This is a genomic window from Kitasatospora sp. NPDC032121, assembly GCF_055580145.1.
The window spans coordinates 1,051,916-1,065,766 of sequence record NZ_JBVILX010000002.1 but is presented as its reverse complement, the minus strand read 5'-3'; the positions used below and the strand labels follow the sequence as shown (position 1 = coordinate 1,065,766).

General features: G+C 73.4%; 13 protein-coding genes. 9 read left to right on the top strand and 4 right to left on the bottom strand.

All coding sequences use genetic code 11. The annotated features are described in order from the left end of the window. Positions 1 to 172: 172 nt before the first annotated feature. Positions 173 to 1,066, bottom strand: coding sequence for a biotin--[acetyl-CoA-carboxylase] ligase (locus ACZ5OX_RS10725; protein WP_449788263.1), 894 nt, complete (start codon positions 1,064 to 1,066; stop codon positions 173 to 175). 231 nt (positions 1,067 to 1,297) lie between these two features. On the opposite strand from ACZ5OX_RS10725, the gene ACZ5OX_RS10720 reads away from it, so the two are divergent. From ACZ5OX_RS10720 to ACZ5OX_RS10695, 6 genes are all read left to right on the top strand, one after another. Beyond that, entirely contained in the window at positions 1,298 to 2,887 is a 1,590-nt protein-coding gene (locus ACZ5OX_RS10720) for an acyl-CoA carboxylase subunit beta (protein ID WP_465629540.1), read from the top strand. 29 nt (positions 2,888 to 2,916) lie between these two features. Then, positions 2,917 to 3,138 (top strand): acyl-CoA carboxylase subunit epsilon, encoded by a 222-nt coding sequence (locus ACZ5OX_RS10715; RefSeq protein WP_392867052.1) that lies wholly within the window; start codon positions 2,917 to 2,919, stop codon positions 3,136 to 3,138. Between the two features lie 127 nt (positions 3,139 to 3,265). Further along, positions 3,266 to 3,406, top strand: a complete 141-nt coding sequence (mmpB, locus tag ACZ5OX_RS10710; RefSeq protein WP_449788261.1) for a morphogenic membrane protein MmpB — start codon at positions 3,266 to 3,268, stop codon at positions 3,404 to 3,406. A 47-nt stretch (positions 3,407 to 3,453) separates the two neighbouring features. Continuing rightward, positions 3,454 to 4,065, top strand: a complete 612-nt coding sequence (locus ACZ5OX_RS10705) for a nucleoside triphosphate pyrophosphatase (RefSeq protein ID WP_465629539.1) — start codon at positions 3,454 to 3,456, stop codon at positions 4,063 to 4,065. Between the two features lie 115 nt (positions 4,066 to 4,180). Then, entirely contained in the window at positions 4,181 to 4,915 is a 735-nt protein-coding gene (locus ACZ5OX_RS10700) for a hypothetical protein (RefSeq protein ID WP_465629537.1), read from the top strand. Between the two features lie 235 nt (positions 4,916 to 5,150). Beyond that, positions 5,151 to 6,926, top strand: a complete 1,776-nt coding sequence (locus ACZ5OX_RS10695; RefSeq protein ID WP_465629536.1) for an acetyl/propionyl/methylcrotonyl-CoA carboxylase subunit alpha — start codon at positions 5,151 to 5,153, stop codon at positions 6,924 to 6,926. Positions 6,927 to 7,020: 94 nt separating this feature from the next. On the opposite strand, the gene ACZ5OX_RS10690 is transcribed toward ACZ5OX_RS10695, so the two are convergent. Together ACZ5OX_RS10690 and ACZ5OX_RS10685 are read right to left on the bottom strand one after the other, a co-directional pair. Further along, positions 7,021 to 7,977, bottom strand: coding sequence for a DeoR/GlpR family DNA-binding transcription regulator (locus ACZ5OX_RS10690; protein ID WP_465629627.1), 957 nt, complete (start codon positions 7,975 to 7,977; stop codon positions 7,021 to 7,023). Positions 7,978 to 8,214: 237 nt separating this feature from the next. Next, complete coding sequence (locus tag ACZ5OX_RS10685) at positions 8,215 to 9,669, bottom strand: NAD(P)H-quinone dehydrogenase (RefSeq protein ID WP_392867066.1); 1,455 nt, start codon at positions 9,667 to 9,669, stop codon at positions 8,215 to 8,217. Between the two features lie 99 nt (positions 9,670 to 9,768). On the opposite strand from ACZ5OX_RS10685, the gene ACZ5OX_RS10680 reads away from it, so the two are divergent. The 3 genes from ACZ5OX_RS10680 (at position 9,769) to ACZ5OX_RS10670 (ending at position 13,064) form a co-directional block, all read left to right on the top strand. Further along, on the top strand, positions 9,769 to 10,206 hold the full coding sequence (locus ACZ5OX_RS10680; RefSeq protein WP_224284955.1) for a gamma-glutamylcyclotransferase family protein: 438 nt from the start codon (positions 9,769 to 9,771) through the stop codon (positions 10,204 to 10,206). Between the two features lie 166 nt (positions 10,207 to 10,372). After that, entirely contained in the window at positions 10,373 to 11,194 is an 822-nt protein-coding gene (locus tag ACZ5OX_RS10675) for a purine-nucleoside phosphorylase (RefSeq protein WP_449788256.1), read from the top strand. Positions 11,195 to 11,339: 145 nt separating this feature from the next. Continuing rightward, positions 11,340 to 13,064: a phospho-sugar mutase gene (locus tag ACZ5OX_RS10670; RefSeq protein WP_465629534.1), complete on the top strand. Its 1,725-nt coding sequence runs from the start codon at positions 11,340 to 11,342 to the stop codon at positions 13,062 to 13,064. Between the two features lie 63 nt (positions 13,065 to 13,127). Here the strand turns inward: ACZ5OX_RS10670 and ACZ5OX_RS10665 are convergent, their stop codons facing one another. Next, positions 13,128 to 13,808, bottom strand: a complete 681-nt coding sequence (locus tag ACZ5OX_RS10665; protein ID WP_465629533.1) for a PH domain-containing protein — start codon at positions 13,806 to 13,808, stop codon at positions 13,128 to 13,130. Positions 13,809 to 13,851: the final 43 nt, after the last annotated feature.

Below are 13,851 nucleotides of genomic sequence, written 5' to 3'. Positions count from 1 at the left end.
GGTCCGTCCCCGTGCGCTCGCCGCACTCGCCTCGTGTCCTACGTGTCCGGGCGCGCCGTCCGCCACCCTGGCGGGCAGTGGCGCGCCTCACACCGCTGCCAGGTGGAATGTTCGCACGGAATCGTCGGATCCGGGGCATCAGCCCGGGTCAAGGGGAGGTGAAGACTGCCGTTCAGCGGGGCTCGGGGCGCACGTGGACCACGTCGCCCGCGCCGACCGCCCGGCGTACGCCGTCAGGCGTACGGACCACCAGCCGCCCGTCGCCGTCCACCGCCACCGCCTCGCCGACCAGCTCGCGGTCGCCCGGCAGGTGCACCTTCACCTGGCGGCCCAGCGTGCTGCAGCGGTCCACGTAGGCGCGCAGCAGGTCGCTGGCGTGCGGGTCGCCCGCGGCGGCCGTCCAGTCCCGGTAGAGCTCGGCGAACTCGCGCAGCAGGGCGCGCAGCAGGGTGCCCCGGTCGGTCGTCGAGGCGCCGGCCAGCGCGAGCGAGGCGGCGGTGGGGACGGGCAGCTCCGGCTCGCGCAGCGAGACGTTGAGGCCCATGCCGACCACCACCGCGCCACCGGCCAGCTCGGTGAGGATGCCGCCGAGCTTGCGCTCCGCGCCGTCGATCTCCACCTGGAGGTCGTTGGGCCACTTCAGCCCGACCTCGACCCCGGCGACCCGGCCCAGCGTGCTCGCCGCGGCCACCCCGACCAGGATCGGCAGCCAGCCGTACCGCTCGACCGGCACCTCCTCGGGGCGCAGCAGCACGGACAGGAACAGCCCGGAGCGGGGCGGGGCCGTCCACCGCCGGTCCAGCCGGCCGCGGGCGGCGCTCTGCGCCTCGGCCACCAGCACCGCGCCCTGCCCGGCGCCCGCCGCGGCGCGGGCGGCGAGGTCGCTGTTGGTGGAGCCGGTCTCGGAGACGACATCCAGGGAGGTCCACAGGCCGCCCGGGACGAGCAGGTCGTGGCGCAGCGCCTCCTCGTCCAGCGGCGGACGGTCCAGGTCGGTCCAGGGCGACGGTCCGGCGTGGCCGAAGCCGCGCAGCCCGCTACGGCGGGGGGTCTCGCGATCGGTCATGGGGAAACCCTAGATCGGGTACGGGACGCAGGCCGCCCCATCGTCCCGCAGAACGGGCGGGGACACACTGTGTTGATGGCCATAACGCCAGGACATGACGCATCGCCCTGCGCGCTGGCTACGCTACCCAGCGGTAGTTCGTAGCGCCGCCCTGCCCTCATGCGCGGGCCCACCACCCGGCCCCGCGCGCACTCGAACAGGTCGCGGCCATGGATCAGGGAGAGCCACCGGATGACCGAGGCGCCGTACGACCCCCACACCACCGCCGGCAAGCTCGCCGACCTGCGGCGCAGGCTGGACGAGGCGGTGCACTCCGGCTCCGCGAAAGCCGTGGAGAAGCAGCACGCCAAGGGCAAGCTGACCGCCCGTGAGCGGGTCGTGGAACTGCTGGACGAGGACTCCTTCGTGGAGTTCGACGAGTTCGCCCGGCACCGCTCGACCAACTTCGGCCAGGAGAAGAACCGGCCGTACGGCGACGGCGTGGTGACCGGCTACGGCACCGTGGACGGCCGCCAGGTCGCCGTGTTCGCCCAGGACTTCACCGTCTTCGGCGGCTCCCTCGGCGAGGTCTTCGGCGAGAAGATCGTCAAGGTGATGGACTTCGCGCTGAAGACCGGCTGCCCGGTCATCGGCATCAACGACTCCGGCGGCGCCCGGATCCAGGAGGGCGTGGTCTCGCTCGGCCTGTACGGCGAGATCTTCCGCCGCAACGTGCACGCCTCCGGCGTCATCCCGCAGATCTCGCTGATCATGGGCCCCTGCGCGGGCGGCGCGGTGTACTCCCCCGCGATCACCGACTTCGTGGTGATGGCCGACCGGACCTCGCACATGTTCATCACCGGCCCCGACGTGATCAAGACCGTCACCGGCGAGGACGTCGCGATGGAGGAGCTGGGCGGCGCGCGCACCCACAACACCAAGTCGGGCAACGCCCACTACCTGGCCGCGGACGAGAAGGAGGCGATCGAGTACGTCAAGAGCCTGCTCTCGTACCTGCCCTCCAACAACCTCAGCGACCCGCCGTCCTACCCCGAGCAGGCCGACCTCACGGTCACCGAGGAGGACCTCGAACTCGACAGCATCGTGCCGGACTCGGCGAACCAGCCGTACGACATGCGCAAGGTGATCGAGCACATCGTCGACGACGGCGAGTTCCTGGAGACCCAGCCGCTGTACGCGGGCAACATCATCACCGGCTTCGGCCGGGTCGAGGGCCAGTCCGTCGGCATCGTCGGCAGCCAGCCGATGGACCTGGCCGGCTGCCTGGACATCAACGCCAGCGAGAAGGCCGCCCGCTTCATCCGCACCTGCGACTCCTTCAACGTCCCGGTGCTGACCTTCGTGGACGTGCCCGGCTTCCTGCCCGGCACCGAGCAGGAGTGGGACGGCATCATCCGGCGCGGCGCCAAGCTGATCTACGCCTACGCCGAGGCCACCGTCCCGCTGATCACCGTGATCACCCGCAAGGCCTTCGGCGGCGCGTACGACGTCATGGGCTCCAAGCACCTGGGCGCCGACCTCAACCTGGCCTGGCCGACCGCGCAGATCGCCGTGATGGGCGCGCAGGGCGCGGTCAACATCCTGCACCGCCGGGAGATCGCCGAGGCCGAGGCGGCCGGCACCGTCGAGGAGAAGCGGGCCGAGCTGATCGCCTCGTACGAGGACACCCTGCTGAACCCCTACCTGGCGGCCGAGCGCGGCTACGTGGACGCGGTGATCGCGCCGAGCGAGACCCGCCGGCACATCGTCCGCGGCCTGCGGGCGCTGCGCGGCAAGCGCGAGGTGCTGCCGCCGAAGAAGCACGGCAACATCCCCCTGTAGGCCCCGTCCCTGTCGGGAGAGAACCAGCCATGTCCCCGATCCACGTACTGCACGGGCAGCCGACCCCCGAGGAGCTGGCCACCGTCCTGGCGGTGGTCCAGGCCCGGGCCGCCGCCGCGCAGGCCGCCGCCGAGGCGGCGCGCCTGGCCGGTGTCGGCCCGGCCTCCCCCTGGAGCGACCGCGCCCGCCTGCTGCGCCCCGCCGTCCGCCCGGGCGTGAACGCCTGGCGGACCTCGGGCTGGGCGCACTGACGTCCGCCGCGCGGGGCGGGAAGCCGGTCGGCTTCCCGCCCCGGCGCGCTGTCCGGCGCCCGCTTTGCCCGGAACCTGAGTACGGATACTCAGGCGCCCGCACCCCCGTGCGACGCACCCTGGACGGGTGCTCTGGTCAGATCCCCGTGACGAGCCCTCGCCCGAGGCCCGTCGGATGCAGGCGCGGATGCAACGGGCCGGCAAGGTGCTCGCCGCGCTGGTGCTCGTCGGCGCCGTGCTGATGATGCTCTCCCGCCCGTTCAGCTGAACCGTTCACCCGAACGGCGGATAGCGGCACCCCCTAGGCTGGTGGGCATGACCGACCAGCGCGCCCTCGTCCTCGCCTCCGCCTCCCCCGCCCGCCTCGGGCTGCTGCGCCAGGCGGGCCTCGACCCGCGCGTGGTGGTCAGCGGCGTCGACGAGGACGCGATCACCGCCGCCACCCCCGCCGAGCTCGCGCTCGTCCTGGCCGAGGCCAAGGCGAAGGCCGTCGCCGCCGAACTCGCCGACGGCGAGCTGGTGATCGGCTGCGACTCCGTCCTGGAGCTGGACGGCCTGGCCCTCGGCAAGCCCGCCGACGCCGACGAGGCGCTGGCCCGCTGGCAGTCGATGCGCGGACGCGCCGGGGTGCTGCGCACCGGCCACTGCGTGATCGACACCGCGACCGGCCGGCAGTCCTCGGCCACCGCCTCCACCACCGTCCGTTTCGGCACCCCGGACGACGCCGAGATCGCCGCGTACGTGGCCTCCGGCGAACCGCTGTACGTGGCCGGGGCCTTCACCCTGGACGGTCGCTCGGCGCCGTTCGTCGACGGCATCGACGGCGACCCGGGCAACGTCATCGGCCTCTCCCTGCCGCTGCTGCGCCGGCTGCTCGCCGACCTCGACGTCCGCATCACCGACCTCTGGACCCGTACCGGGAGCTGACCGGACGGTCCGGATCCGACAAAATCCGTGCGGCAGACCTGGGTCAACCGACCGACGACAGCCGTATCCCTCCCCCATAAGCTGGCCGAGGTCTCGGACAGGGAGGAGGACGGCGATGACCGACAGCGTGCTCAACGTGGTGCTCGGCCTGGTGGCCAGCGCGATCAGCGCCGCCCTCGGCTGGCTGGCCCAGGTGCTGCGGCGGCGCCGCAGGACCGAGCGGGTTCGGGAGTTCTTCGGGCTGCCGGGTGGCAGCGAGTGCCTGATCGTGGTGCCGCGCAGCATCGGGACGGGCTCGCACGAACACACCGTCACCCGGCGCGACGCCTACGCGCTGATGTGGCTGGCCGGGCTGGTCGAGGAGTGCGGGGCGCGGCCCGAGCTGGTCGCCCACGACGCCGCGCACCGCGGCCTGGGCGCCAAGACCGAGCTGTGCCTGGGCGGTCCGGTCAGCAACGAGCGGATGGCCGCGCACGTGGCGTGGGGTCTGCCCGGTGTGCTGATCACCTCCGGTCCCGAGCGGGGCAGCAACGTGATCGTGGTCGGCGAACGGGACTTCACCGCCGACCGCGACCAGACGCACACCCTGCTCGCCCGGCTCGCCACCCCGGACGGCGGCCGCCCGGTGTTCCTGGTCGCCGGCCAGACCGGCATCGCCAACCAGGCGGGAGTGCGCTACCTGGTCGCCCACCACCGCGAACTCGCCCGGAAGTACGGGCAGGACGGCACCTTCGCGCTCGTCCTACGGGTGGTCAACCCGGAGGCGTACGGGCCGGACATGGTCGAGGTGGCGGCGGACGTGACGGCCGAGGCGCTGCGGCGGCCGGCCGCCCGTTCCGGCGCCGCTTGAGCGGTCCGCGCGAAACTGTGTCCCATGACACTTCCCGCCACGCCGCCGCCCGGTCACCCGCCGTGGCCCCCACCGCTCCGGCCGGACCGGCGCCGACCTGCGGCGTCGTCCGCGGGGCCGCCCGCCGGGCCTCGGCAGCCATCACCGAGCGTGTGGGATAGTTCACAACCTGGGGCTACTCGCCGGTACTGCCCGGGAATCCATAAACTCAACGAGGTTCAAGAAGGGAGCCACAGTGCGCAAGGTGCTCATCGCCAACCGCGGGGAAATCGCCGTCCGCGTCGCCAGGGCCTGCTCGGACGCCGGTATCGCCAGCGTCGCCGTCTACGCCGAGCCGGACCGGGATGCGCTGCACGTCCGCGCGGCCGACGAGGCTTACGCGCTGGGCGGTGACACCCCCGCTACCAGCTACCTGGACATCGCCAAGGTCCTGAAGGCGGCCGCCGACTCCGGCGCCGACGCCGTCCACCCCGGCTACGGGTTCCTGTCGGAGAACGCCGACTTCGCCCAGGCCGTCATCGACGCGGGTCTGATCTGGATCGGCCCGCCGCCGCAGGCCATCCGCGACCTCGGCGACAAGGTGACCGCCCGGCACGTCGCCCAGCGCGCCGGCGCCCCGCTGGTCGCCGGCACCCCGGACCCGGTCTCGGGCGCCGACGAGGTCGTCGTCTTCGCGCAGGAGCACGGCCTGCCGGTCGCCATCAAGGCGGCCTTCGGCGGCGGCGGCCGCGGCCTCAAGGTCGCCCGCACGCTCGAGGAGATCCCCGAGCTGTACGAGTCCGCGGTGCGCGAGGCCGTCGCCGCGTTCGGCCGCGGCGAGTGCTTCGTCGAGCGCTACCTCGACAACCCTCGGCACGTGGAGACCCAGTGCCTGGCCGACAAGCACGGCAACGTGGTCGTCGTCTCCACCCGTGACTGCTCGCTGCAGCGCCGCCACCAGAAGCTGGTCGAGGAGGCGCCCGCGCCGTTCCTGACCGCCGAGCAGAACGCCGAGCTGTACCGCGCGTCCAAGGCCATCCTCAAGGAGGCCGGCTACCAGGGCGCCGGGACCTGCGAGTTCCTGGTCGCCGTCGACGGCACGATCTCCTTCCTGGAGGTCAACACCCGTCTGCAGGTGGAGCACCCGGTCACCGAGGAGGTCACCGGCATCGACCTGGTCCGCGAGATGTTCCGCATCGCCGACGGCGAGGAGCTCGGCTACGACGACCCCGAGGTGCGCGGCCACTCCTTCGAGTTCCGCATCAACGGCGAGGACCCGGGCCGCAACTTCCTGCCCGCCCCCGGCACCGTGACGCTGTTCGCCCCGCCGTCCGGCCCGGGCGTGCGCCTGGACTCCGGTGTGGAGTCGGGTTCGGTCATCGGCCCGGCCTGGGACTCCCTGCTGGCCAAGCTGGTCGTCTCCGGCCGCGACCGCAAGCAGGCCCTGGAGCGGGCCCGCCGCGCGCTGAGCGAGTTCAAGGTGGAGGGCATGGCCACCGCCATCCCGTTCCACCAGGCCGTCGTCACCGACCCGGCGTTCGCGCCCGAGGTCCACGGCAGCGACGAGCCGTTCTCGGTCTACACCCGGTGGATCGAGACCGAGTTCGACAACACCATCCCGCCCTTCGCCGGCACGGCCGGTGACGGCGAGGAGGCCGAGACCCGGGAGACCGTGGTCGTCGAGGTCGGCGGCAAGCGCATCGAGGTCTCCCTGCCGTCCTCGCTCGGCGTCGCGGCCGCCCCGGCCGCCGGTGCGGCGGGTGCCGCCAAGGCCAAGCGCCGGGTCGGCGCCAAGAAGGCCGGCTCGGCCGTCAGCGGTGACACCCTGGCCTCGCCGATGCAGGGCACCATCGTCAAGGTCGCCGTGGAGGAGGGCCAGGTCGTCGCCGAGGGCGAGCTGATCGTGGTCCTGGAGGCGATGAAGATGGAGCAGCCGCTGAACGCCCACAAGGCCGGCACCGTCTCCGGCCTCAAGGCCGAGGTCGGCGCGAGCGTCAGCAGCGGCGCCGCGCTCTGCGAGATCAAGGACTGACACCAGCCCTGACCCTCGGACCGGTCCGTACGCCCTTCGGGGGCGTGCGGACCGGTCCGCGTTTCCGAGGCCGTCCTGCGAGGGCGGTACGGGCTCAGCGCCCGCGCGGCAGGCCCATCTCGGCCAGCCGGGCCGGCATGCCGCCCGGGCCGGCCGGACCGCCGTGCGCGCCGGGGCGGCGCTGGCCGGGCAGCGGGGCGCCGCCGGGGGGCGGGCCGCCGCGGCGGGCCATCGGGCCCGGCTGGGTCTGGTGCACCGGGCCGCTGCCGGTGCCGTGCACCGGGGCGTCGCCGCTCGGGCCCGCGCCCAGCGGGGCCAGGTCGACCTGCACCCCGCAGTCGGCGAGCGCGTCCAGTTCGCGGACGGTGTCGTCGTCCGCGGTGGCCTGCTCGTCGGTGACCAGCCGGGTGATGGTCTCGGTGGCGACGGTCTGGAACATGCCGGCCGCGCCGAGCTTGGTGTGGTCGGCGAGGACGATCACCTCGGCGGCCGCCAGCACCATTGCCCGGTCCACGCTCGCGGACAGCATGTTCGCCGTCGACAGCCCGCGCTCGGCCGTCAGCCCGCTGCCGGAGATGAAGGCCTTGGTGACCCTCAGCCCCTGCAGCGACTGCTCCGCGCCGCTGCCCACCAACGCGTAGTTGGAGCCGCGCAGGGTGCCTCCGGTCATCACCACCTCGACCCGGTTGGCGTGCGCCAGCGCCTGGGCGACGAGCAGCGAGTTGGTGACCACCGTCAGCCCGGGCACGCGGGCCAGTCGGCGGGCCAGCTCCTGGGTGGTGGTGCCGGCGCCCACCACCACGGCGTCGCCCTCCTCCACCAGGCCGGCGGCGAAGTCCGCGATGGCGCTCTTCTCCGCCGCGGACAGATGGGTCTTCTGCGGATATCCGGGTTCGCGGCTGAAGCCGCCGGGGAGCACCGCGCCGCCGTGCCGGCGGTCGAGGAGCCCTTCTGCCTCCAGCGCCCGCACGTCACGGCGCACGGTCACTTCGGAGGTCTGGACGACGCGGGCCAACTCCCGGAGCGAGACGGCTCCGTTGGCGCGCACCATTTCGAGGATCAACTGGCGACGTTCTGCAGCAAACACAGAACCGACGGTAACCTGCGTGACCGTCTGCTTTCAGGCGTTTGCAGCTGGTAGCGGGAATTGCTCACGCACGAGCGGCGCGTGACCGTACAATACGCGCCGTCGACGCCCCCGGAACTGCGCCCGCCGTCCGGGTGACGGCCGTGCCCACGCGAAGGGCGGCCGCCGATCGGCAGCCGCCCTCAACTGTGCGCCGAACGCTCAGGATTCGCCGTCGGCCCGCTTGCGGACGTGCAGCTGCCGGGCGGCCTCGGCGGTCGAGCCGGAGACGGACGGGTAGACGGTGAAGGCGCTGGCCACCTGTTCGACCGTCAGATTGGCGTCCACCGCGAGCGCGATCGGGTGGATCAGCTCGCTGGCCCGCGGGGCGACGACGACGCCGCCGACCACGATGCCGGTGCCCGGGCGGCAGAACAGCTTCACGAAGCCGTCGCGGATGCCCTGCATCTTCGCCCGCGGGTTGCCGCGCAGCGGGAGCTTGACCACGACGGCGTCCATCTTGCCGCACTCCACGTCGGCCGCCGTGTAGCCGACGGTGGCGATCTCCGGGTCGGTGAAGACGTTGGAGGCCACGGTCTTGAGGTTCAGCGGCTGCACCGCGTCGCCGAGCGCGTGGTACATCGCGATCCGGCCCTGCATGGCCGCCACCGAGGCGAGCATGAAGACGCCGGTGCAGTCGCCCGCCGCGTACACGCCGGGGGCGGTGGTGCGGGAGACCCGGTCGACCTGGATCTGGCCCCAGTCGTTGAGCTTGACCCCGGCCTCCTCCAGACCCATGTCGGAGGTGTTGGGGATCGAGCCGACCGCCATCAGGCAGTGGGTGCCCTCGATCACCTTGCCGTCGGCCAGCATGACCTCGACCCGGTCGCCGATCCGCTTGACGCTCTCGGCGCGCGAGCGGCCCATCACGTTCATGCCGCGGCGGCGGAAGACGTCCTCCAGCACCTCGGCGGCGTCCGGGTCCTCGCCCGGCAGCACCCGGTCGCGGCTGGACACCAGGGTCACCTTGGAGCCCAGCGCCTGGTAGGCGCCGGCGAACTCGGCGCCGGTCACACCGGAGCCGACCACGATCAGCTCGCGGGGCAGCTCCTCCAGGTCGTACACCTGGGTCCAGGTGAGGATCCGCTCGCCGTCCGGCTGGGCGTCCGGCAGCTCGCGCGGGTGGGCGCCGGTGGCGATCAGCACCGCGTCGGCGCGCAGCGACTGCACGGTGCCGTCGGGGGCGTCCACCAGCACCTCGCGGGAGCCGTCCACGGCCTGCCCGCCGCCGCCGAGCCGGCCGCGGCCGCGCAGCACGGTGACGCCGGCCCGGGTGACGGACTGGGTGATGTCGTGGGACTGGGCGATGGCCAGCCGCTTCACCCGTCGGTTGACCTTGCCCAGGTCCACGCCGATCACCCGGGCGGCCTGCTCGACGGGCGGGGTGTCGTCCGCGACCAGGATGCCCAGTTCCTCGTACGAGCTGTCGAAGGTGGTCATCACCTCCGCGGTCGCGATCAGGGTCTTCGACGGAACGCAGTCCGTGAGCACCGCCGATCCGCCCAGACCGTCGGTGTCGACGACGGTCACCTCCGCGCCGAGCTGTGCGGCGACCAGGGCCGCCTCGTAGCCGCCGGGTCCGCCACCGATGATCACGATCCGAGTCACGTTCCCCATTGTCCCGCACGCCGGGACCGCCGCCACGCCGGGGTCCGGGCTTCCGCACCTTCGTCCACTGGCCGCGGCCCGCCCGCCGCCCGGGCTACGCTGGCCCCCATGCCCCTTTACGCCGCGTATGCCACCAACCTCGATGCCCGGCAGATGACCCGCCGAGCCCCGCACTCCCCGCTGCGCGGCACGGGGTGGCTAGCCGGCTGGCGGCTCACCTTCGGCGGCGAGCAGCTCGGTTGGGAGGGCTCGCTGGCCACCGTCGTCGAGGACGAGAAGGACCAGGTCTTCGTCTCGCTGTACGACGTCGCGCCGATGGACGAGGAGGGCCTGGACCGCTGGGAGGGCGTCCAGCTCGGCATCTACCGCAAGATCAAGCTGCGCGCGCAGACCCTGGACGGGGACATCCCGGTCTGGACGTACGTGCTCAACGACTACGAGGGCGGCCTGCCCGCGGCCCGCTACCTCGGCCTGATCGCCGATGCCGCGGAGAGCGCCGGCGCCCCGCACGACTACGTGATGGACCTGCGCCGCCGCCCCTGCTGAGGGAGTGCGGGTACGGAGGGTGCGCAACACCGTCCGTGGGGAAACCGAAGGACCGGCCGGCCCGGAACCACCGCCGAGCTGTGTTTTCGGGCCAACCGGGTAACGATCCGGCATGCCGCGGCCGAATTTCTACGCGCGTAGCCGATTCCCGTCTATCCTCGGACCCGTGAACGCTTCTCCTCAGTCGGTCGTCTCCGCCGACCCCTACGCCGCCGCCCAGGCCGCCGCCGAGCGCCTGCGCGAGCTGACCGGTGCCGAGCGGCACGACGTCGCCCTGGTGATGGGCTCCGGCTGGGTGCCGGCCGCCGACGCCCTGGGCGAGACCGTGGCCGAGTTCCCGGTCACCGAGCTCCCTGGCTTCCCCGCCCCCGCCGTCGCCGGCCACGCCGGCAAGATCCGCTCGGTGAAGATCGGCGACAAGCGCGCCCTGATCTTCCTCGGCCGCAACCACTACTACGAGGGCCACGGCGTGGCCACCGTCGTCCACGGCGTGCGCACCGCCGCCGCGGCCGGCTGCGGCATCATCGTGCTGACCAACGGCTGCGGCGGCCTGCGCCACGGCTGGACCCCGGGTCAGCCGGTCCTGATCAGCGACCACATCAACCTGACCGCCGACTCCCCGATCGTCGGCGCCAACTTCGTCGACCTCACCGACCTGTACTCCAAGCGCCTGCGCGCGCTGTGCCGCGAGGTCGACCCGTCGCTGGACGAGGCCGTCTACGTCCAGTTCCGCGGCCCGCACTACGAGACCCCGGCCGAGGTCAACATGGCCCGGGTGCTCGGCGGCGAGCTGGTCGGCATGTCCACCACCCTGGAGGCCATCGCCGCCCGCGAGGCCGGCGCCGAGGTGCTCGGCATCTCCCTGGTCACCAACCTGGCCGCCGGCATGACCGGCGAGCCGCTCAACCACGCCGAGGTGCTGGAGGCCGGCAAGGCCTCCGCCGAGCGCATGGGCGAGCTGCTGGCGAAGGTCCTTGAGCGGATCTGACGCCCGCGAGGCGCAGAATCATGGCTGACGGGGCCCACGGGCGGCGTGATCCGCTGATCACGCCCTCCCGTGGGCCCCGTCCGCATGTGCGCCCCCCTTCCGTACGGAACCCTCCGGTCACAGCTGAAACCCCGATGGAGCTGGCATGACGCAGGCACTCAACCCCGACCTCCTCGCCCGGGCCCGGACCTGGCTGGCCGAGGACCCCGACCCGCAGACCCGCGAGGAGCTCACCGCCCTGCTGGCCCGGGCCGAGGGCCCGGAGGCCGAGACCGACAGCAAGCTCGCCTGGGCGGAGATCGCCGAGCGCTTCTCCGACCGCCTCCAGTTCGGCACCGCCGGCCTGCGCGGTGAACTCGGCGCCGGCCCGATGCGGATGAACCGCGCCGTGGTGATCCGGGCCGCCGCCGGCCTGGTCGCGTACGTCAGGCAGCAGGGCCTGGGCGACCTGGTCGTCATCGGCTACGACGCCCGCCACAAGTCGTACGACTTCGCCCGCGACACCGCCGCCGTGGTGGTCGGCGCCGGCCTGCGCGCCGCGCTGCTGCCGCGCCCGCTGCCGACCCCGGTGCTCGCCTTCGCCGTCCGCCACCTGGGCGCGGCCGCCGGCGTCACCGTGACCGCCAGCCACAACCCGCCGCAGGACAACGGCTACAAGGTCTACCTGGGCGACGGCTCGCAGATCGTCCCGCCGGCCGACGCCGGGATCGCCGCCGAGATCGACGCGATCGGCTCGCTGGACGAGGTCCCGCGCGCCGAGGAGGGCTGGGAGGTGCTCGGCGAGGACGTCGTCGAGGCGTACCTGGCCCGGGCCGTCTCCATCGTGGACCCGCACAGCCCGCGCGACCTGGACGTCGTCTACACCCCGATGCACGGCGTCGGCCGCGACACCCTGGTCGCCGCCTTCCGCCGGGCCGGCTTCCCCGCGCCCACCGTGGTCGCCGAACAGGCCGAGCCCGACCCGGACTTCCCGACCGTGGCCTTCCCCAACCCGGAGGAGCCGGGGGCGATGGACCTCGCCTTCCGCACCGCCGCCACCGTCGGCCCGGACATCGTGATCGCCAACGACCCGGACGCCGACCGCTGCGCGGTGGCCGTCCCCACCAACGGCAACGCGGCCGGCGGCGGCCGGGGCGCGGCCGGCTGGCGGATGCTGCGCGGCGACGAGGTCGGCGCGCTGCTCGGCTCGGCCCTGGTCGCGAAGAAGGCCGAGGGCACCTTCGCCACCACCATCGTCTCCGCCACCCTGCTCGGCCGGATCGCCGAGGCCGCGGGCCTGGACTACGCCGAGACGCTGACCGGCTTCAAGTGGATCTCCCGCGCCGAGGGCCTGCGCTACGGCTACGAGGAGGCGCTCGGCTACTGCGTCGACCCGCAGGGCGTGCGGGACAAGGACGGCATCACCGCCGCCCTGCTGGTCGCCGAACTCGCCGCCACCCTCAAGAGGTCCGGCCGCACCCTGTCCGACCTGCTGGACGACCTGGCGCTGGAGCACGGCCTGCACGCCACCGACCAGCTCTCCGTGCGGGTCCAGGACCTCTCGCTGATCGCCGACGCCATGCGCCGCCTGCGCGAGCAGCCGCCGACCGTCCTGGCCGGTCTGCAGGTCACCCGCGCCGACGACCTGTCGGCCGGCTCCGCCGACCTGCCGCCCACCGACGGCCTGCGCTACTACCTGGCCGGCGAGGGCGTCCGCTCCGCCCGCATCGTGGTCCGTCCCTCCGGCACCGAGCCCAAGCTCAAGTGCTACCTGGAGGTCGTCCTCCCGGTCGCCTCGGCCGCCGACCTCGCCGCCACCCGCGAGCGCGCCGCCGAGCTCCTCGCCACCGTCAAGCGGGACCTCGCCGAGGCCGCCGGCATCACCGCCTGAGCCCGCGTACGCCGAGGGCCCGCCGGTCACGACCGTCGGGCCCTCGGCGTACGTGCCGCGGCGTCAGACCGCGATGACGGTGACCAGCGCGACCAGGCCGAGCAGGGTGGGGGCGATGCCCCACCAGCACCAGCGGACCTCGACCGGGCCGGCCGCCGTGGGCCGGGCGGCGTTGCGCTCGGCCATCTCCTGGAGCACGGCGGTGACCTGGTCGGACCAGGCGCGGGTGGGGTCGGGCGAACCCTGGACGACCGGGTTGGTCCGCTTGGCCATGCCCAGCCCCAGGCCGGTCCTGGCGGCGTGCTCGGCGGCACCCGAGCGCTGCGCCCGGGTGGCCCGCTTGCGCTGGCGCAGCGACACCGGCACCGCCCAGACCTGGTACTTCTTCCCGCCGGCGAGCAGTTCGACCGAGTACCCGGCGCGCAGCGCGTCCACCGAGGCCCACGGCGCCACGACGGTCCGCCACGGGTTGCGCACGACCAGCCTGTCGCGGCCGGCCGTCACGACCGGGCGCAGCGTGTACGCGATCACCGGGAAGGCGAACACCGGCACCGCCGCGAGCGCGACGTACGGGGTCTTCCCCGTCCCGCTCACCACCGCGTCGCCGATCAGCCAGGCCGCGACGAGCAGCAGCAGCACTCCGGAGATCACACCGGGGACAGAGCGGTACACGCGGTCCGTGTACGCGGGCTCCCCGTCGGGGGCGGCCGGGCCCTGGTGGGGCTTGCCGTCGGAATCGGTCATGGCGTCGATTCTGCCCCATGCCCCTCGCGCCGAGGTCTCGGTC

Excerpts from the sequence above, each read along its gene's own strand:
- ACZ5OX_RS10720 (WP_465629540.1), top strand. The coding sequence starts at position 1,298 with ATGACCGAGGCGCCGTACGACCCCCACACCACCGCCGGCAAGCTCGCC.
- ACZ5OX_RS10705 (WP_465629539.1), top strand. The coding sequence starts at position 3,454 with ATGACCGACCAGCGCGCCCTCGTCCTCGCCTCCGCCTCCCCCGCCCGC.
- ACZ5OX_RS10670 (WP_465629534.1), top strand. The coding sequence starts at position 11,340 with ATGACGCAGGCACTCAACCCCGACCTCCTCGCCCGGGCCCGGACCTGG.
- ACZ5OX_RS10665 (WP_465629533.1), bottom strand. The coding sequence starts at position 13,808 with ATGACCGATTCCGACGGCAAGCCCCACCAGGGCCCGGCCGCCCCCGAC.
- ACZ5OX_RS10700 (WP_465629537.1), top strand. The coding sequence starts at position 4,181 with ATGACCGACAGCGTGCTCAACGTGGTGCTCGGCCTGGTGGCCAGCGCG.
- ACZ5OX_RS10680 (WP_224284955.1), top strand. The coding sequence starts at position 9,769 with ATGCCCCTTTACGCCGCGTATGCCACCAACCTCGATGCCCGGCAGATG.
- ACZ5OX_RS10685 (WP_392867066.1), bottom strand. The coding sequence starts at position 9,669 with ATGGGGAACGTGACTCGGATCGTGATCATCGGTGGCGGACCCGGCGGC.
- ACZ5OX_RS10715 (WP_392867052.1), top strand. The coding sequence starts at position 2,917 with ATGTCCCCGATCCACGTACTGCACGGGCAGCCGACCCCCGAGGAGCTG.
- ACZ5OX_RS10690 (WP_465629627.1), bottom strand. The coding sequence starts at position 7,977 with ATGGTGCGCGCCAACGGAGCCGTCTCGCTCCGGGAGTTGGCCCGCGTC.
- ACZ5OX_RS10725 (WP_449788263.1), bottom strand. The coding sequence starts at position 1,066 with ATGACCGATCGCGAGACCCCCCGCCGTAGCGGGCTGCGCGGCTTCGGC.